At 68.3% G+C, this 19,238-nt stretch carries 7 protein-coding genes; 2 read left to right on the top strand and 5 right to left on the bottom strand.

The features are described from left to right. Positions 1–11 precede the first annotated feature (11 nt). Entirely contained in the window at positions 12–13,418 is a 13,407-nt protein-coding gene (locus tag ABZ441_RS31160; RefSeq protein WP_358980318.1) for a type I polyketide synthase, read from the bottom strand. 223 nt (positions 13,419–13,641) lie between these two features. Between ABZ441_RS31160 and ABZ441_RS31155 the strand changes: the two genes are divergently transcribed. Beyond that, positions 13,642–14,454: an AfsR/SARP family transcriptional regulator gene (locus tag ABZ441_RS31155; protein ID WP_358980316.1), complete on the top strand. Its 813-nt coding sequence runs from the start codon at positions 13,642–13,644 to the stop codon at positions 14,452–14,454. 74 nt (positions 14,455–14,528) lie between these two features. Here the strand turns inward: ABZ441_RS31155 and ABZ441_RS31150 are convergent, their stop codons facing one another. The 4 genes from ABZ441_RS31150 to ABZ441_RS31135 all read right to left on the bottom strand — a co-directional run bounded on the left by ABZ441_RS31150 (position 14,529) and on the right by ABZ441_RS31135 (position 17,894). Beyond that, entirely contained in the window at positions 14,529–15,278 is a 750-nt protein-coding gene (locus ABZ441_RS31150) for an SDR family oxidoreductase (protein ID WP_319256138.1), read from the bottom strand. Positions 15,279–15,591: 313 nt separating this feature from the next. Beyond that, positions 15,592–16,248 carry a response regulator transcription factor gene (locus ABZ441_RS31145; protein ID WP_358980313.1) on the bottom strand — a complete coding sequence of 219 codons (657 nt, stop codon included), beginning with the start codon at positions 16,246–16,248 and terminating at the stop codon, positions 15,592–15,594. Positions 16,249–16,785: 537 nt separating this feature from the next. After that, positions 16,786–17,595, bottom strand: coding sequence for a methyltransferase domain-containing protein (locus ABZ441_RS31140; protein ID WP_358980311.1), 810 nt, complete (start codon positions 17,593–17,595; stop codon positions 16,786–16,788). 41 nt (positions 17,596–17,636) lie between these two features. Beyond that, positions 17,637–17,894 (bottom strand): phosphopantetheine-binding protein, encoded by a 258-nt coding sequence (locus tag ABZ441_RS31135; protein ID WP_358980309.1) that lies wholly within the window; start codon positions 17,892–17,894, stop codon positions 17,637–17,639. Positions 17,895–18,141: 247 nt separating this feature from the next. Here ABZ441_RS31135 and ABZ441_RS31130 point away from each other — a divergent pair, with 247 nt between their 5' ends. Next, entirely contained in the window at positions 18,142–19,146 is a 1,005-nt protein-coding gene (locus ABZ441_RS31130) for a ketoacyl-ACP synthase III family protein (RefSeq protein WP_358980307.1), read from the top strand. Positions 19,147–19,238 lie beyond the last annotated feature (92 nt).

Genomic DNA, 19,238 nt, shown 5'->3' with positions numbered 1-19,238 from the left:
CCTCTGCCGCATCACTTCTCGAGCAGTGCCTGCTTGAGGTGCTGGATCAGGTCGTCCGGTGTCGACTGGTGGAACATCAGCGAGGTGTCCAGACGCAGGCCGGTCGCCGAGTTCAGACGGTTTCGCAGGGTCAGAATGGACAGCGAGTCGAACCCGAGCTCGCGGAAGATCTGGTTCGGCTGCACCACATCAGCCGACCCCAGCCCGAGTACCGCCGAAATCTGCGTGGAGATCAGGTCGGACAGCGCTTGGTGCCGGTCGGCTTCCGCCATCGACGCGAGCCGTTGCCGAAGCGACGTCGCCGAGACCACGCCTCCGCCTGCCGTGCGTTTGCCAGTGGTCCTGACCAGCGACCTGAACGTCGGCGGCAGTGCCTTCCCGGTTCTGGCCTGCCTGGCCAGCTCGGCCAGATCCAGCCTGGCCGGAATCAACACGGGCTCGCTTGCGCGACAGGCGGTATCGAACAGGGCAACGGCCTCCCGCACCCCGAGCACGCCCACTCCTGCGATCCCGGTACGGGACGGTGCGTCGCCCAGAGCCCAGGGCCCCCAGGCCAGCGACACCGCGGGGGCGCCGCTCGCCCAGCGCCTTCGGGCGAGCGCGTCCAGTGCGGCCGCCGCCGCGGCGGCGGTTCCGTTGCCGCCCACCGTCCCAGCCAACGACGAGAACAGGACGAGGGTGGCGGCCCCGGCCTCCTGGTCGAGAATCTCCGCGGCACCGACCGTCGCGCGCAACACCTCAGCGAGCGAATCCGGTGTCAGAGAAGCTGTCTCGTCGCTCGGCAGCGCCTGCGGTATGTGTACGACCATGGTCAGCGGATGCTCCGCGGGCAGACGACTGATCAGCTCGCGGAGCGCTGTGCGGTCCCTTGGATCGCACGCCGCGGTGGTGACGGTGGCGCCCAGCGCGGCGAGCTCCTCGGTCAGCACGGGGGCCTCGGCGCCGGTGAGCACCAGGTGCCGCACTCCCTGCACGGCGACCAGGTGCCGCGCCAGTCGTTCGCCCATGGGCGTGGCCCCGCCGGTGATCAGCGTTGTGCCCTTGTCTCCGGCGAACTGCTCCGTGCCGCCCGCCGACTTGCCATGTGCGAGCCGCGGCACCCTGACCTGGCCCTCGCGCAGAGCTATCTGTGACTCGCCAGAGATGACGGCCCTCGGCAGCGCACGCCACGACGCTTCGTCGGCGTCCACGTCGGCGAGTACGAACCGTCCCGGGTTCTCCGCCTGCGCGGACCGGATCAGCCCCCACACCGCGGCGCCGGCGAGGTCGGCGCCGGCTCGGTCGAATGCCGGCACCGCGGAGGTGGTCAGGAACACCACGGTCACTGCGGCGAGCGCTTCGGCCGCCCGCAGGACGTCCAGCTGACGCAGTGCCTCCCGAGCGGTGGCGGCGACGCCGGCGCCCGCCGGCACGGTGAGCACCAGGTAGTCCGGCACACGCCCGCCGGCTTCGGCCAGGGCGTCGAGTCCCGGGTACGCCTGGGCGTCCACGCCCGCAGCCGTCAATCCCGCCTCGGCACGGAGCGGATCCGCGCCCACGACTGCCCAGTTCCCCTTCCGGGGCAACGACTTCGCGACGTAGTCGGCCCACGTCTCCCGGTACAGCGCGTCGAGTTGCGCGACCCTGACGGCCTGCAGTTCCCTCGGATCGATGGGGGTGGTGCCGACTCCGAGCTCGGCGACCGGATCACCCACGGTGTCCGCCAGCAGCATCGACACCGAGCCGGTACGGCTCGGGCCGATCCGCACCCGCAGGGCGGACGCGCCGACCGCGTGCACGCAGACTCCCCGCCACGACGTCGCCAGCCGAGGGCCCTCGGTGCATACGGCGTGGAGTGTGGCGTCGAGGAGTGCGGGGTGGATGTTGTAGGTGTCGGGGTTGGTGGGGAGGGTGATCTCGGCGTAGATGTGGTCGTTGTGGCGCCACATCTGATGCAGCCCTTGGAAGGCTGGGCCGTAGTGGTATCCGTAGGCGGCGAGCGTGTCGTAGGAGATGTCGACGGGCTGCGCGGCGGCCGGGGGCCAGGCGGTCAGGTCCCAGTCCGGAGAAGGCGCCTCGACATCCAGGACACCCGTGGCATGACACGTCCAGGAAGCACCGGTGCCCGCGTCCGGTCGCGCGTCGATACGAATCGGACGCGCGCCGTCACCGGTGGTGGGCTCACCCACCTCGACCCGGAGACGAACGGCACCGTGTTCGGGCAGGACGAGCGGAGTCTGCACGCTCAGCTCACGGATGCTGCCACAGCCGACCCGGTCCGCGGCATGCACCGCCAACTCCACGAAGGCAGCACCGGGCAGCACGATGGTGCCGGCCACCTGATGGTCGGCCAGCCACGGATGCGTGGCCAGAGAGATCCGCCCCGTGAAAACCAGACTGGCCGCACCCTCGGTGACCGCACCGAGCAGCGGATGACCGGCCGCCGTCAGTCCGACAGCGCCGATGTCACGTCGGCCGGTGTCGGGCTTGAGCCAGTAGTGCGCTCGCTGGAAGGGATAGGCGGGCAGGGTGACATGACGACCGTCGCCCCGCTCCGACGGGATGCAGTGCGTGGCGGCGCCCGCGGTGAACGCCTCGCCCGCAGACCGCAGGAAACTGCTCAGATCACCGTTGTGGCGACGCAACGTCCCGATGCTGCGGGCGGCAGTGTCGGTACTGTCGATGGTCTCCTGCACACCCGGAGCCAGAACCGGATGAGGACTGGACTCGATGAACACGTCATAGCCGTCCTCCAGAAGCAGCCGGGTCGCCGCCTCGAACTCGACAGTGCCGCGGAGATTACGGAACCAGTACTCCGCGTCAAGCCCGGTGGTGTCGACCCGCTGCCCGGTCACCGTGGAATAGAAGTGAACATCACTGGGCTGAGGCCGGATCGGCGCCAGCAGGTCCAGCACCTGATCACGAATCTCGTCCACGTGCGGGGAATGGGAGGCGTAATCGACGGGGATCCGCCAGGTGCGCACACTGTCGGCCTCGAACACCACCTGCAACTCATCGAGCGCCCACGCACTGCCGGAAACCACAGTCGAGCCCGGGCCGTTGACCGCGGCGATCCCGATATCACCGTCCCACCGCATCAAACGGGACCGCACCTGATCGACCGGCAGCGCGACGGACACCATGCCACCCCGCCCCGCCAGCGCCCGAATCGCCTGACTGCGCAACGCCACCACACGCGCCGCATCCTCCAACGACAACGCACCCGCCACACACGCCGCAGCGATCTCCCCCTGCGAATGCCCCACCACCGCATCCGGCTCAAGCCCATACGACCCCCACAACGCCGCCAGCGACACCATCACCGCGAACAACGCCGGCTGCACCACATCCACCCGCGACAACAGCAGCGCACCGTCATCGCTCAGCAAGACCTCCAACAGATCCCACTCCACAAAAGCCGACAACGCCCGCGCGCATTCCTCCAGACGCGCCCTGAACACCGGAGCACTCACATACAACTCACGGGCCATCGCATCCCACTGCGAACCCTGCCCCGGAAACACCAGCACCGTCTTTCCGGCCCCAGCAATCCCCGACACCACATGCTCAGCAGGAACACCCTCCGCGAGGGACTTCAACCCCGCCAGCAACTCCTCGCAGGTGCCGCCGACCACCACACCACGATGCTCGAACGCAGTACGCCCAGCCAGCGTCGCCGCGACATCCACCACCGACAGCCCACAACCAGCAGCCGCAGCGATCCGCCCCGCATACGCCCGCAACGCCTCCTCCGACCGCGCCGACAACATCCAACCGACAGGACCCTCCACCGCATCATCCGCAAGCGGCTCCGGAACGGAGGCCTGGTCCGTCTGCTGCTCCTGGCCTGTCTGCGGCTCCTGCTCCGTCCCCGGCACTTCCTCCGTCTGCGGCGCCTGCTCCAAGATCACATGGGCATTGGTGCCACTGATCCCGAACGACGACACCCCCGCACGCCGCGGCCGCCCCGCCGAAGGCCACTCACGAAGCTCGGTCAGCAACCGAACTCCCCCAGCACTCCAGTCCACATGCGACGTCGGCTCATCCACATGCAACGTAGGAGGCAGCACACCACGACGTAACGCCTCCACCATCTTGATCACACCACCGACCCCAGCCGCCGCCATGGTGTGACCGATATTCGACTTCAACGAACCCAGCCACAACGGCCGATCCTCGGAGTGCTCCCTCCCGTACGTGGCCAGCAACGCCTGCGCCTCGATCGGATCCCCGAGCCTGGTCCCCGTCCCATGCGCCTCGACCACGTCCACATCCGCGGCACCAAGCCCCGCATCCGCCAACGCCCGGCGGATCACCCGCTGCTGCGACGGACCGTTCGGCGCCGTCAGACCGTTCGAAGCACCGTCCTGATTCACCGCCGAACCCCGCAACAACGCCAACACCCGATGCCCACGGGCACGCGCGTCAGACAAGCGCTCCAGCACCACCAGCCCCGCACCCTCACCCCAACCAGTGCCATCAGCCGACTCCGCGAACGCCTTGCACCGCCCGTCAACAGACAACCCACGCTGCCGGGAGAACTCCACCAACACCCCGGGTGAGGACATCACGCTCACGCCACCGGCCACCGCCAGAGAGCATTCACCGCTTCGCACCGCCTGAGCGGCCTGGTGCAACGCGACCAGCGACGACGAACACGCCGTGTCCACCGTCACCGCCTGCCCCTCCAGACCGAGGAAATACGCCAGCCGGCCGGACGTGACGCTCCCACTGGTACCGGTGAGCAGCAGCCCGTCGGCCTCCGCCGAACCCTCGTGCATCGGTGGCCCGTAGTCCTGGGACATCGCACCGATGAAAACGCCCGTATCGCTGCCGCGCAGCGAACCGGGCTCGATGCCGGCGTCCTCCAACGTCTCCCACATGGTCTCCAGCAGCAACCGCTGCTGCGGATGCATCGCGAGCGCCTCGCGTGGCGAGATCCCGAAGAACCCGGCGTCGAACTCCCCCGCGTCGTCGAGGAAGTAGCCCTTGTCGACGTAGCTCTTGCCTGTCCGTCCTGGGTCGGAGTCGAAGAGGTTCTCCAGGTCCCAGCCACGGTCTCGCGGCAGTCCGCCGACGACATCCCGCCCCGACCGCACGAGGTCCCACAAACCCGTCGGCGAATGAACACCACCGGGATACCGGCAACCCATGCCGACGACAGCGATCGGCTCGTCGTCCCCTGCCGAGGCGGCCACGGCCGCCGGAGTGACGACCTGGGCGCTCGCGCCCAGTAACTCCTCTCGCAGGAAAGCAGCCAGTGCAGACGGGGTCGGATGGTCGAAGACCACGGTGGCCGACAGCCGCTGTCCGGTGACTTCGTTGAGCCGCTTACGGAGCTCCACCGCGGCCAGCGAGTCGAGACCGAGTTCTCGGAACGCGACGGACGGCTGTACGGAGCCGGCGCCGGCATGGCCCAGCACGGTGGCGGTGTGGGAGCACACCAGGTCGAGCAGCTCGCGGTCGACGTCCTCGGCCGGGCGGCCGGCCAGCCGGTCGGCGAGCGTCGAGCCGGTCGCCGTCACAGCGGTCGACGAGCGCCGCGCCCGGACCAGCCCACGCAGTACCTCCGGCAGGCTTGCCTGCGTGGCCTGCGCGCGCAGCCGGTCGAGGTCGAGCGCGGCCAGTGTCGCGGCGACCTCACCGCCGGCCAACGCCGCGTCGAACAGCGCGACGCCTTCGTCCGATGGGAGCGGTTTCAGTCCGGTGCGTGCCATGCGAGCGAGGTCCGCGTCGTCCAGGTCACGGGTCAGTTCGCTGCGCTCGCTCCAGAACCCCCATGCGAGCGAGGTCGCGGGCAGTCCGGTGGCATGGCGGTACTGGGCAAGCGCGTCGAGGAACACGTTCGCGGCGGCGTAGTTGCCCTGGCCCGCGTTGCCGATCGTGCCCATGATCGAGGAGAACAGCACGAACGCCGACAGCCCGACGTCCTGGGTCAGGTCGTGCAGATTCCACGCCGCGTCCAGCTTCGGCGTCAGCACGGCGTCTACCTGTTCCGGCGTCATCCCGGAGATCAACCCGTCGTCGAGGGTCCCGGCGGCGTGAACCACGCCGGTGAGCGGGTGGTCCGCCGGGATGTCCGCGAGCAGGGCGGAGAGCGCGGCCCGGTCGGCAACATCGCACGCGGCGACGGTCACCTCGACGCCGAGCCCGGACAGCTCGGCGACCAGGTCGGCGGCTCCAGGAGTGTCCGGCCCGCGCCGGGAGACCAGCAACAGGTTCCGCACCCCGTGCTTCGTGGCCAGATGCCGGGCGAACAGCTTGCCGAGTGTGCCGGTACCGCCGGTGATCAGCACGGTGCCGTCGGTGTCCCACTGTGACGGCGACTCCGGCCCGCTCTGGCCCTCGGCGTCCGGCCGCCTCGGCGTACCCTCCGGTTCCCGTCGTCGGTGCTTGGAACCGGCCCTGACCAGTCTCGGCACCACGGCATGTCCGTCACGCAGCGCGAACTGGGTGGCGTCACCGGCCAGCGCGGACGGCAACGCTGCGAGCGAACGGTCGTCGTCGTCCACATCGACCAGGACCAGTCGGCCGGGATTCTCGTTCTGCGCGGAGCGGAGCAGCCCCCAGACGGGCGCGGTGGAAAGGTCCGGTACGGGTTCGCCGTATCCGGTTGTCACCGCGCGCCGGGTCACCACGACCAGCCGTGCGTCGGTGAACCGGTCGTCGGACACCCACGCCTGGACCAGATCGAGCGCGCCGTACAGCACCGTGCGGGCGGCTCCCGGGACGTCTGTCGTATCGTCGCGTTCGATGCACACGACCACGTCCGGCGAGTCGCCGGGTATCGCGGACAGTTCGGTGAACTCCTGCCAGTCGACGCCGCCTGCCGTCGACGAGCGCAGGCCGAACGGGTCGTCGCCGAGCAGCGTGAGCTCGCTGGGCGGTGCCATGTCCGCCGACGGCGCGGGGATCCATTCCAGGCGCAGCAGGGAGTCCCGGTTCACGGCCACGGAGCCGAGGTCGGCCACGTCGGCCGGGAGCATGACCAGCGACGTCACCTCGGCCACCGGCATGCCGGCACCGTCCGCCGCGCGCAGCCGTAGCGCGTTGTCCCCCACGGTCGTCACCGACACCCGCAGCGCGGAGGCGCCGGAAGCGTGCAGCGTCACACCTTCCCAGGCGTACGGCAGGCGTACCCGGCCGTCGTTCGGCAGGACCTGACCCACCAGTGCGGCGTGGAGTGTGGCGTCGAGGAGTGCGGGGTGGATGTTGTAGGTGTCGGGGTTGGTGGGGAGGGTGATCTCGGCGTAGATGTGGTCGTTGTGGCGCCACATCTGATGCAGCCCTTGGAAGGCTGGGCCGTAGTGGTATCCGTAGGCGGCGAGCGTGTCGTAGGAGATGTCGACGGGCTGCGCGGCGGCCGGGGGCCAGGCGGTCAGGTCCCAGTCCGGAGAAGGCGCCTCGACATCCAGGACACCCGTGGCATGACACGTCCAGGAAGCACCGGTGCCCGCGTCCGGTCGCGCGTCGATACGAATCGGACGCGCGCCGTCACCGGTGGTGGGCTCACCCACCTCGACCCGGAGACGAACGGCACCGTGTTCGGGCAGGACGAGCGGAGTCTGCACGCTCAGCTCACGGATGCTGCCACAGCCGACCCGGTCCGCGGCATGCACCGCCAACTCCACGAAGGCAGCACCGGGCAGCACGATGGTGCCGGCCACCTGATGGTCGGCCAGCCACGGATGCGTGGCCAGAGAGATCCGCCCCGTGAAAACCAGACTGGCCGCACCCTCGGTGACCGCACCGAGCAGCGGATGACCGGCCGCCGTCAGTCCGACAGCGCCGATGTCACGTCGGCCGGTGTCGGGCTTGAGCCAGTAGTGCGCTCGCTGGAAGGGATAGGCGGGCAGGGTGACATGACGACCGTCGCCCCGCTCCGACGGGATGCAGTGCGTGGCGGCGCCCGCGGTGAACGCCTCGCCCGCAGACCGCAGGAAACTGCTCAGATCACCGTTGTGGCGACGCAACGTCCCGATGCTGCGGGCGGCAGTGTCGGTACTGTCGATGGTCTCCTGCACACCCGGAGCCAGAACCGGATGAGGACTGGACTCGATGAACACGTCATAGCCGTCCTCCAGAAGCAGCCGGGTCGCCGCCTCGAACTCGACAGTGCCGCGGAGATTACGGAACCAGTACTCCGCGTCAAGCCCGGTGGTGTCGACCCGCTGCCCGGTCACCGTGGAATAGAAGTGAACATCACTGGGCTGAGGCCGGATCGGCGCCAGCAGGTCCAGCACCTGATCACGAATCTCGTCCACGTGCGGGGAATGGGAGGCGTAATCGACGGGGATCCGCCAGGTGCGCACACTGTCGGCCTCGAACACCACCTGCAACTCATCGAGCGCCCACGCACTGCCGGAAACCACAGTCGAGCCCGGGCCGTTGACCGCGGCGATCCCGATATCACCGTCCCACCGCATCAAACGGGACCGCACCTGATCGACCGGCAGCGCGACGGACACCATGCCACCCCGCCCCGCCAGCGCCCGAATCGCCTGACTGCGCAACGCCACCACACGCGCCGCATCCTCCAACGACAACGCACCCGCCACACACGCCGCAGCGATCTCCCCCTGCGAATGCCCCACCACCGCATCCGGCTCAAGCCCATACGACCCCCACAACGCCGCCAGCGACACCATCACCGCGAACAACGCCGGCTGCACCACATCCACCCGCGACAACAGCAGCGCACCGTCATCGCTCAGCAAGACCTCCAACAGATCCCACTCCACAAAAGCCGACAACGCCCGCGCGCATTCCTCCAGACGCGCCCTGAACACCGGAGCACTCACATACAACTCACGGGCCATCGCATCCCACTGCGAACCCTGCCCCGGAAACACCAGCACCGTCTTTCCGGCCCCAGCAATCCCCGACACCACATGCTCAGCAGGAACACCCTCCGCGAGGGACTTCAACCCCGCCAGCAACTCCTCGCAGGTGCCGCCGACCACCACACCACGATGCTCGAACGCAGTACGCCCAGCCAGCGTCGCCGCGACATCCACCACCGACAGCCCACAACCAGCAGCCGCAGCGATCCGCCCCGCATACGCCCGCAACGCCTCCTCCGACCGCGCCGACAACATCCAACCGACAGGACCCTCCACCGCATCATCCGCAAGCGGCTCCGGAACGGAGGCCTGGTCCGTCTGCTGCTCCTGGCCTGTCTGCGGCTCCTGCTCCGTCCCCGGCACTTCCTCCGTCTGCGGCGCCTGCTCCAAGATCACATGGGCATTGGTGCCACTGATCCCGAACGACGACACCCCCGCACGCCGCGGCCGCCCCGCCGAAGGCCACTCACGAAGCTCGGTCAGCAACCGAACTCCCCCAGCACTCCAGTCCACATGCGACGTCGGCTCATCCACATGCAACGTAGGAGGCAGCACACCACGACGTAACGCCTCCACCATCTTGATCACACCACCGACCCCAGCCGCCGCCATGGTGTGACCGATATTCGACTTCAACGAACCCAGCCACAACGGCCGATCCTCGGAGTGCTCCCTCCCGTACGTGGCCAGCAACGCCTGCGCCTCGATCGGATCCCCGAGCCTGGTCCCCGTCCCATGCGCCTCGACCACGTCCACATCCGCGGCACCAAGCCCCGCATCCGCCAACGCCCGGCGGATCACCCGCTGCTGCGACGGACCGTTCGGCGCCGTCAGACCGTTCGAAGCACCGTCCTGATTCACCGCCGAACCCCGCAACAACGCCAACACCCGATGCCCACGGGCACGCGCGTCAGACAAGCGCTCCAGCACCACCAGCCCCGCACCCTCACCCCAACCAGTGCCATCAGCCGACTCCGCGAACGCCTTGCACCGCCCGTCAACAGACAACCCACGCTGCCGGGAGAACTCCACCAACACCCCGGGTGAGGACATCACGCTCACGCCACCGGCCACCGCCAGAGAGCATTCACCGCTTCGCACCGCCTGAGCGGCCTGATGCAACGCGACCAGCGACGACGAACACGCCGTGTCCACCGTCACCGCCTGCCCCTCCAGACCGAGGAAATACGCCAACCGGCCGGACGTGACGCTCCCGGTGGTACCGGTGAGCACGTATCCGTCGACCCCGCCGTGCGGAGTGTCGAGCCGCGGGCCGTAGTCGCCGGCCATGGCACCGATGAACACGCCCGTATCGCTGCCGCGCAGCGAACCGGGCTCGATGCCAGCGTCCTCCAACGTCTCCCACGCGGTCTCCAGCAGCAACCGCTGCTGCGGATCCATCGCCAGCGCCTCGCGTGGCGAGATCCCGAAGAACCCGGCATCAAAACCGGCGATGTCGTCGAGGAAACCGCCATGCCGAACGTAGGTACGCCCAGAGGTCTCCGGGTCCGGGTCGAACAGGTTGTCCAGGTCCCAGTCACGGTCTCGCGGCAGCCCGGACACAGCGTCCCGGCCCGACCGCACCAGCTCCCACAGATCGTCCGGCGACGATGCGCCACCGGGAAACCGGCACCCCATCCCGACGACAGCGATCAGATCATCGGCGCTGCTGTCGCTGGCGGCCCGGACACTCACCGCGTCATCCGCACCGCTGTGCCCTGTGAGCTGCGCATACAGGTACGCCGCGAACCGGTCAGGGGTGGGATGGTCGAACACCAGCGATCCGGGCAGGACCAGTCCCAGCTCCGTGGAGAGCCCGGCGCACAGCTCGACCGCGGTGAGCGACGTCAGCCCGAGGTCCTTGAACGACGTCAGCGGCGTCATGTCGACCGCGTCGTACGCCAGGACAGCAGCGAGGTGCGTGCGCACCAGACCGAGCAGGCCCTCACGGTCGCGGACGGGTGCCGGCTCCGCGGCGGGTGCGGCCTCGCGCGCTTCGCCGATCCAGTGCCGGCGGCGCTGAAAGGCGTAGGTGGGCAGCGCGACGCTGCGGCCGCCGTTCAGCAGCGGCGTCCAGTCCACTGCTGCCCCCGTGGCATGCAGGGTGCCGAGCGCCCTGAGCAGCGCAAGGACTTCCGCCTGCCCGGTGCGCATCATGGACACCGCCGCCGGTGCCTGCTCGGCGAGAGTCTCCCGGGCCATGCCGGCGAGTACGGGGTCGGGACCGAGCTCCAGGCAGCGGGAGACGCCCGCGTCGTGCAGGGTGCGGATGCCGTCGGCGAAGCGGACGGTGCCGCGGATCTGGCGTGCCCAGTAGCCCGGGTCGGTCAGCTCGTCCGTGGTGGCGGGGCGCCCGGTGAGGTTCGATATGACGGGGATCTGGGGGGCATGGAAGGTCAGCCCGCGGATGGTGTCGGCGAACTCGCCCAGGATTCCGTCGAGATGGTGGGAGTGGAATGCGTGGCTGACGTTCAGCTGCTTGGTCTTCACTCCCTTGGCGCGGAAGAATTCAGCCATCGCGAGTACGAGGTCGCTGTCACCGGAGATCACCACCGAGTGGGGCCCGTTGACGGCGGCGATGCTCACCCCTGACTCGGGCAGCAGCTCCCGCACGTTACCCTCACCGGCGTTGATGGCCACCATCGCCCCCCCGGACGGCGCCGTCTGCATCAACCGTCCGCGTGCCGCGACGAGCGTGCAGGCGTCGGACAGCGAGAGCACCCCCGCGACGTGCGCGGCGGTGACCTCACCGATCGAATGGCCGATCAGGTGCGTCGGACGTACTCCGAACGACTCCCCCAGCCTGAACAACGCCGTCCCCAGTGCGAACAGCGCCGCCTGCGTGTACTGGGTCTGGCCCAGCAGGTCCGCGTCGGACCACACGATCTCCCGCAGCCCTCTGCCCAGCAACGGATCCAGTCGCGCGCACACCGCGTCGAAGGACCCGGCGAACACCGGGAACCGCGCGTACAGATCCCGTCCCATGCCGGTTCGTTGCGCGCCCTGTCCGGTGAACATGAAGGCCGTGCCGCCCTCGGAGACTACACCGGACACGACATTCGGCGCCGGCTCGTTCGCTGCCAGCGCGGTCAGGCCGTCGCTCAACTCGGCCGCATCGGTGCCGATCACGACGGCCCGGTGCGCGAGCGCGGCGCGGGTGGTCGCCAGCGAGAACCCGATGTCAAGGGGGTCCGGACCGTCCTGTGCGGCGACATGACCGGCCAGCCGCTCGGCCTGGGCGTGCAGGGCCTGCGCGGTGCCGCCGGACACCAGCCACGGGATCGTGCCCGCCGCCTCGGGGCGGCGCTCCTCGGCCGGCGGGGCATCCGGTGCCTGCTCGAGCAGGAGATGGCAGTTCGTCCCGCCCATCCCGAACGACGACACGCCGGCCACCCGCGGTGCCTCGCCCGGCCACTCGCGCAGCTCGGCAGCGACCTCGATGCCCAGCTCGGTGAGCGGGATGTCGTCCGGAGGAGCGGTGAAGTTCAGACTCGCCGGCACCTGCCCACGCTGGACCGACAGCGCCACTTTGAGGAAGCCGGCGATCCCCGCCGCGCCCTCCAGATGCCCCAGGTTGGTCTTCGCCGACCCCACCACCAGCGGCCGGTCCCGGTCGGCGAAGACCGCGGCCAGCGCCGCCGACTCCACTCGGTCCCCCACCGGTGTGCCGGTGCCGTGCAGCTCCACATATCCCACCTCGGTGGGGTTCACCCCGGCCGAGGAGAGGGCCGCCCGCAGCATCTCCTCCTGCCCCGACCGGCTCGGCGTGGTCAGCTGCTCGCCGCCGCCGTCGTTGTTCACCGCGCCGCCGCGGATCACGCACACCACCTCGTGGCCGTACGCGAGGGCGTCCGCCAGTCGCATGAGCACCACCATGCCGGCGCCCTCGCCGCGCACGTAGCCGTTGGCGCGCGCGTCAAAGGTGTAGCACCGGCCGTCCGGCGACAGCGCACCGAACTCGCTCGCGGTCGCCGTCGACTCCGGCGAAAGGATCAGGTTCACGCCACCCGCCAGCGCCCACGCCGACTCCCCGCGGCGGACGCTCTCGTACGCCTGGTGGACGGCGACCAGAGCCGAGGACTGCGCCGAATCCATGACCACACTCGGGCCGGACAGTCCTAGAAAGTACGAGATCCGGTTCGCGAGGATGCCGCGCTGGAGCGCGGACAGGGTGAAGCCGTCGATCGCTCCCACGCCCTGGTCGCGCACCAGCCCGGCATAGTCGTCCCCCATCGCCCCGAGGAAGACGCCCGCCCGGTCGCCACGCACCACCGACGGGTCGATTCCCGCATGCTCGAGGGCTTCCCACGCCAGTTCCAGCATCAGTCGCTGCCGAGGATCCATCGCCGCGGCTTCGCGTGGCGACACCCCGAAGAAGGCCGCGTCGAAGTCCGTGACCCCATCGATCAGTCCGGCCCTGCCCACCCGCGCGCCGACGTGTACGGCACGGTCGGCAGGAACCTCGCCGACGGCCTCCCTGCCAGCGGCAAGCAGGTCCCAGTACGCCTCGGAGGAGCTCGCGCCCGGAAGGCGGCACGCCAGACCGACCACCGCGACGACGTCCTGACCACTCGTTTTCACGAAGTTCTCTGTCATGACAGCGGATTCTCACTCTGCTCTCGGGGAATGCGGGCTCGGCCGGTGCCGCCGCACCCAAACCTCTCGTCCACGGGAATGCGACGAAGGTTGTAGTCGACACGACCCGACACGATCACCGGTGTGGGCCCTTCGCCCCGAAGCATTGCTTGCCGAGTAAAGCAACCGGCAGAGTCTGGATCGAGGCCCGTCCCTACGATCAATCGTGTGGAGGCATTCGTCAGTGTTGCGATTCCAGGTACTCGGCCGCCTAACCGTCACCAACGATCTGGGCGACTGCACGCCGACCGCGCCGATGGCTCGGCGTGTGCTGGCGCAGCTGCTCCTGCGCGCGAACAACATCGTCATGCTCGACGCGATCATTGACGAACTGTGGGGCGACAAGCCGCCGAAGAGCGCCGTCCCCACCGCGCAGACGTACATCTACCAGCTGCGGCGTCAGTTCGAGCCGTGGGTGCCGGAGCACACGGTCGAACAGGTGCTCGCCACATGCGGCACCGGCTACATGCTCCGGGTGGACCCGGACCAGCTCGACCTGAAAGCGTTTCTCCGGCTGACCAAGCAGGGGCGCACCGCGCTGGCCGCCAGTGATCCGGCCGCGGCGGAGCGGCTGCTGCGGCAGGCGCTCGACCTCTGGTCGGGACCGGCGCTCGCCGACGTGACGGCCGGCCCGTCGATCCAAGCTCACGTCGTCCATCTCACGGAGCAGCGGGCGCATGCCGTCGAACTCCGCATCCAGGCAGACGCGATGCTGGGCCGGCACCGGGAACTCGTCGGCGAACTGAAGGCCACACTGCTGGCCGACCCGCTCAACGAGTGGTATCACGCGCAGCTGATCAAGGCGCTGGCCTCCAGCGGCCGACGAAACGAAGCACTGGTCGCCTACCAGCACTTACGCAAGACGCTGTCGACCGAACTCGGGCTCGAACCGTCGGAGATGCTGCAGGAGCTGCACCAGGAGGTCCTGGCCGGACGCGACTCCTGGTCGGACCGGGAGGTGTCAAAGAAGTTCCGTTCGGAGCAGGCCAGTTGGTAGTTCCCCGCTCTGCGGGGAGGCCATGGTGACGGATCGAGGATCGCCGGTAGGCGATCCTCGATCGCGCTGCCCTGCTACCTGTTGTGGAGCAGCCTGCCGCCGTCGACGACAAGGGTGTGGCCGGTGATCCAGGCCGCGTCGTCCGAGAGTAGGAAGGCCACGGCCGCGCCGACATCGGCGGGTGTACCGAGTCGCTTCAGCGGGACGGAGCCGACCACCTTCTCTTCCCTGCCCTCGACGGTCACCCTGGTGAAATCTGTGAGTACCGTGCCGGACGCGACGGCGTTCACCCGGACCCCAGGCGCGAGTTCGTTCGCCATCTGCTTGGTGAAGTGGTTCAGCGCCGCCTTGGCCGTCCCGTAGGAGGTGCCGTCGGGGACGGCGAGCATACTGGCGATGGAGGATATGTTGACGATGGCGCCGCCGTGCTCGCCGAGCCAACCGCGCCAGGCCGCCTGCACCCAGGTCAGCGCGGTCACCAGGTTCATCTCGATGGTGTTCCGGTAGGCCGCCACATCGGTCTCGACCAGCCGGCGGGCGTTCCTCTCCGTACCGCCGACGTTGTTCACCAGCAGATCGAGCGATCCGAACCGTTCGACGGCGGTCGCCACCGCGATCCGCTGATGCTCGGGATCGTTGGCCTCGCCCGCGACGCCGACAGCCCGTTCATCACCAAGTTCGGCGGCTGCCTCGCGCAGCTTGTCCTCACTGCGCGAGGTGATCACGACGTTCGCGCCCCGCTCGACCAACGCGGTGGCTATACCGAAGCCGATGCCCGTCCGACCGCCGGTCACCAGCGCGGTCTTGCCCTTTAAGCTTGTCACAGTCTGTGAACCTCTCTTTGATGGTTCCACCCAGTAACCGGATTCAGTGTCGACCACCTGCCGGACGTCGGGCGAGAACGAATTCACGTGCCCTATGGCCTTTTTCGGATTGACGGCCCTCTGGGAACGAGGAACGAAGGCTCTCCGGCCAAGGATTAGATCAGCTCCAGACGGCAGCAACAACCCGGTGAAGCGCCAAGTGGTGCACTGCTCTTGCCAGCCACGAATACGCCGCGAATGCGCTACGAGTAAGCCTCAAAGGAGCATGCCGACATAACGCTTTCGCCATCCGGCGGGGAACTCTCGAAAGGTCCTACTCGACGCGGGTTATGATCCCTATGGATGCCGCTTTGTTGACGGCATCAAGCCGGGAGTAAGCGCCCAACTTCGTGAAGATGGTTCCCAGATGGCGCTTCACCGTGCCCTCGGCGATCGTCAGCCGCCGCGATATCTGCCGGTTACTCATAGCTTTGCCCACCAGGGTAAGAATCTCCAGCTCGCGCTTGGTGAGCATGTCCGGGCAGTTCGCCGCCGAGGCGACATAGGTCAGCGCCTCGGCGGATACGTGAAGGACGATGCGGAGGTCGTCGGCGCACACCGCGCGAACACTGGACACCAGGTCGGTCCGGTTCACCGACTTCGTCAGGTAGCCACGAACGCCGCAGTCGAGCAACTGGCGTACCAGCGCCGGGTCGTCGAGCATGCCGAGGATCAGGATCCTGACGTTCGGCGATGCGGCGCGGATGGCCTGCACCGTTTCGGTCGCCGACTCGCCCGGAATGTTCACGTCGAGCAGCACGACGTCGGGTTGTTCGATCTTGCAGTGCAGGACGCTGGCCGCGCCGCTGGCGACGTCGCCGACCACAACCATGTCCGGTTCCGCGTCGAGCGCCTCGCACACCGCCTCGCGCAGCAGCGTATGGTCGTTGACAAGCACGATCCGAAAGCGGTCGTCGCGGTCACGCTGCATGACATGTCCCAGAGCGGACCGGTAATTCCCGCGACGGTGCCGGAATCCTGCAGGTACTGTGCACGGCACGCCTTCGGGGCTCCAGCCGTCTGTAGAGCTCCGGCGTCGGACTGACACTATCGACTGCGAAGTTGGTGCGTCGCTTTTCCGTCAGGGCCCGTGCCGCAGCAGCCTTCATAACTCCCCCATTATTTGCCAGCGCGCAACAACCGTAACCCGCACCCCCGTTTCCCGACAAGAACATGTCAAATCGTTGACTGATTTTCAGCGCAGAGGGAGAGAAGGTCGGCAAGCCCGAGGGGGCCCTTCATGTGCTTCCACTGATCCGACGCCCAGCCCCGGAACAGACCAGGGGCCACCGAGCGAGGTTCGGGGAGGACGGTGAGGTCCAACCCCGAGGCGCACGATGGCCTTTGCCCCGGTCTAACCTGCTGTGGCTGCTCGGTCAGCCGCCGCGGCAACCGCTATGGCGGCCAGTTTCAGCCAGCCCCTTGCGCACATCCCTTCCCGACGTGGCCTGCCTCCTCTCGCCGATCCTCACTTCGGCACCCTGACGACGGTTGTGCGCGTGTGGTTTGTCACCATCTCGAATTTCGCGTCCAGAAGCGTCTGGCGGATCACGTCAAGATCGGCGGCGGTCAAGTTGGTCTGGCTCAGCAGGAAGGGCTCCAGCATGTAGCTGTGCAGCCGAGCGAGCCGCGCGGTCGGCGTTCCGCCCTCTCCCGGTGCCTGATAGTCCCGCACCGTGAGATCCCGATGGCCGGCGGCGAAGAGCACGTCCGGCGTACGCGCCGCCCAGTCGAAGTCCATACCGGTCTGCCCGGCGAGTTTCAGCACACCGTCGTGGTACTCCTGGAAGATTCGCTCGGTGTAGTCGTCAACCGGGGACTTGATCAGGCCCTCGTCGGCGTGACCGGAGTACCAGTCGGTGAGCACCAGCGCACCGCCCGGCCGCAGGTGCGCGGCCAGCTTCACCGCGATGGCCTCTTTGTCGGCCAGATGCATCAACAGCAACCGGGCGTGGATCAGATCGAACTCCGGCTCCGGCCACGGGTCACTGGTGAGGTCATGACGGATCGCCTCGATGCGTGGATGGCTGGGCACGTGCTGCGGCTTGAGGTCGCTGGCCACCACATGTCCGGACGTTCCCACTCTGGCCGCCAGCCAGCGGGACACGGAGCCCTCCCCGGCGCCCACGTCCCAGCAGCGCCAGCCGTGACCGACACGTACCTCCTCGCCCAGGATGCTGAACGTCTCCCGGTTGAGGATCTCGGAGAGCAAGCCCAGTTGCTCGGTTGCCGCCGGCGCGTCGTTGTCGAAGCGTTGCTCGTGTTCTGCGCTGTACATGACATCCCCTCTATTGAGTCGTCCACGCACCGGGTCCGCGGCTACTTCGACGCGGGCAGCAACTCGTTGACCAGATCCACGAACTCCTTCGGCGTCGCGTCCTTGCCCGTCTTCTCCTCCGGCAGGCTTATCCCGAGCTCTCGCTCGACCAAGAGCGTCACCTCCACCATCGCGACCGAGTCATAGCCCAGATCGGCAAACGTGACCTCGGCGATGTCGCCGTCCAGGCCGACCTCGTCGTCCTCGCCCGCCGCCCGGCGTACGTAGTCCACCAGCTCCGCGTGAGTGAACGTCGCCATTGTTGCCCCCTTCGTCTCGTAACGTCGGAACCAAGATTGCGGGGACGCTTCGACACCCGATCGAGTTCCGATCGACGGCGACAGGCGATCACTTGGCCAAGGAAGAAAATGTTCTCCCCCGGGCGAGCCGATTCCGACGAAGACCGTCGGTGGGCGGCAATGCCTCGCCTGGGCCTCGACCGAGCCTCCGCCGTACAAGACGAATCTGACCGATGCGGTACCTGATTCAATCCGTGGGAGGACGCCAATGAGCAATGAACTCTACATAGCCGCCGCGAGTTCGTGGCTGCCCGAGCGCATGACACTCGACGAGGCGGAACGAGCCGGCCTCGTCGAACGGGCGCGGGTCTGGAACACCGGCATCGAGTCGGTATGCGTCTCGTCAGACAAGTCGGCACCGGAGATGGCGGTGCTGGCCGCACGGGCCGCCCTCGAACGCGCCAAGTGCGAGCCGGAGGACCTTCACCTGCTGCTGCACGCCTGCACGTACCACCAAGGTCACGACGTATGGCCACCGGCGTCGTACGTCCAACAGTTCTCCGGCGGTGGCTCATGCCCGGCCCTCGAGGTCCGCCAGATGTCCAACGGTGGCATGATCGCTTTGGAGCTTGCGGCAAGCTACCTGACTGCCAACGATCGGCCGACCGCGTTGATCACCACGGCCGACAGGTTCTGCCTACCGGGCTTCGACCGGTGGCGTAGCGACCCCAGCTCCCCCTTCGGCGACGGCGGCGCCGCCGTGGTGTTGTCCACCCGCACCGGATTCGCCAGGATCCGCAGCCTTGTCTCGGTGTCCGACTCCGGACTGGAGCGCGGCAGCCGGGGTGAGCGGTTCAGCGACGCGCCGATGGCCTCCGGATCGCCGGTCGACCTGAACAGCGACGCCCTGGTGCGCGAGCTCGGGGTGGAGGCCTTGCTCAACCGCATCCAGGCGGGTCAACGGGAGGCGTTCGATCGGGCCTGCGCCCAAGCGGACGTGAAATTCAGCGACATCGACTGGTACGTGCTGCCGAACCTGGGCCGGACCCGGATGCGGGCCCAGTACTTCGACCCGTTCGGCATCGACCCGCAGCGATCCACCTGGTCCTGGGGGCGGCAGGTCGGGCATCTCGGCGCGGGCGACCAGTTCGCCGGGCTGGCCCACCTCGTCTCCGAGGGCGCCCTCGAGCCCGGTCAGACCTGCCTGCTGTCCGGCGTCGGCGCCGGCTTCACCTGGACTGCCGGCATCCTGGAGATCATCGCCAAGCCATGAACCAGGCGCTTGGGAGCCGACGTCTGCACGTCGTGCCTGGGTGGACTCGTCCGGGCACGACGCCGTAGGGGCAGCCATCAGTGATGGCTGCC

The sequence above is a fragment of the Streptomyces sp. NPDC005752 genome, assembly GCF_040630715.1.
Taxonomy (GTDB): Bacteria; Actinomycetota; Actinomycetes; order Streptomycetales; family Streptomycetaceae; genus Streptomyces.
The sequence above is the reverse complement of the archived record's forward strand: the minus strand, read 5'-3'. Positions and strand labels throughout refer to the sequence as shown.

Bases quoted from the DNA above. Each gene is read 5' to 3' on its own strand.
- ABZ441_RS31135 (WP_358980309.1), bottom strand. From the start codon at position 17,894: ATGGCGACGTTCACTCACGCGGAGCTGGTGGACTACGTACGCCGGGCG.
- ABZ441_RS31130 (WP_358980307.1), top strand. From the start codon at position 18,142: ATGAGCAATGAACTCTACATAGCCGCCGCGAGTTCGTGGCTGCCCGAG.
- ABZ441_RS31145 (WP_358980313.1), bottom strand. From the start codon at position 16,248: ATGCAGCGTGACCGCGACGACCGCTTTCGGATCGTGCTTGTCAACGAC.
- ABZ441_RS31160 (WP_358980318.1), bottom strand. From the start codon at position 13,418: ATGACAGAGAACTTCGTGAAAACGAGTGGTCAGGACGTCGTCGCGGTG.
- ABZ441_RS31140 (WP_358980311.1), bottom strand. From the start codon at position 17,595: ATGTACAGCGCAGAACACGAGCAACGCTTCGACAACGACGCGCCGGCG.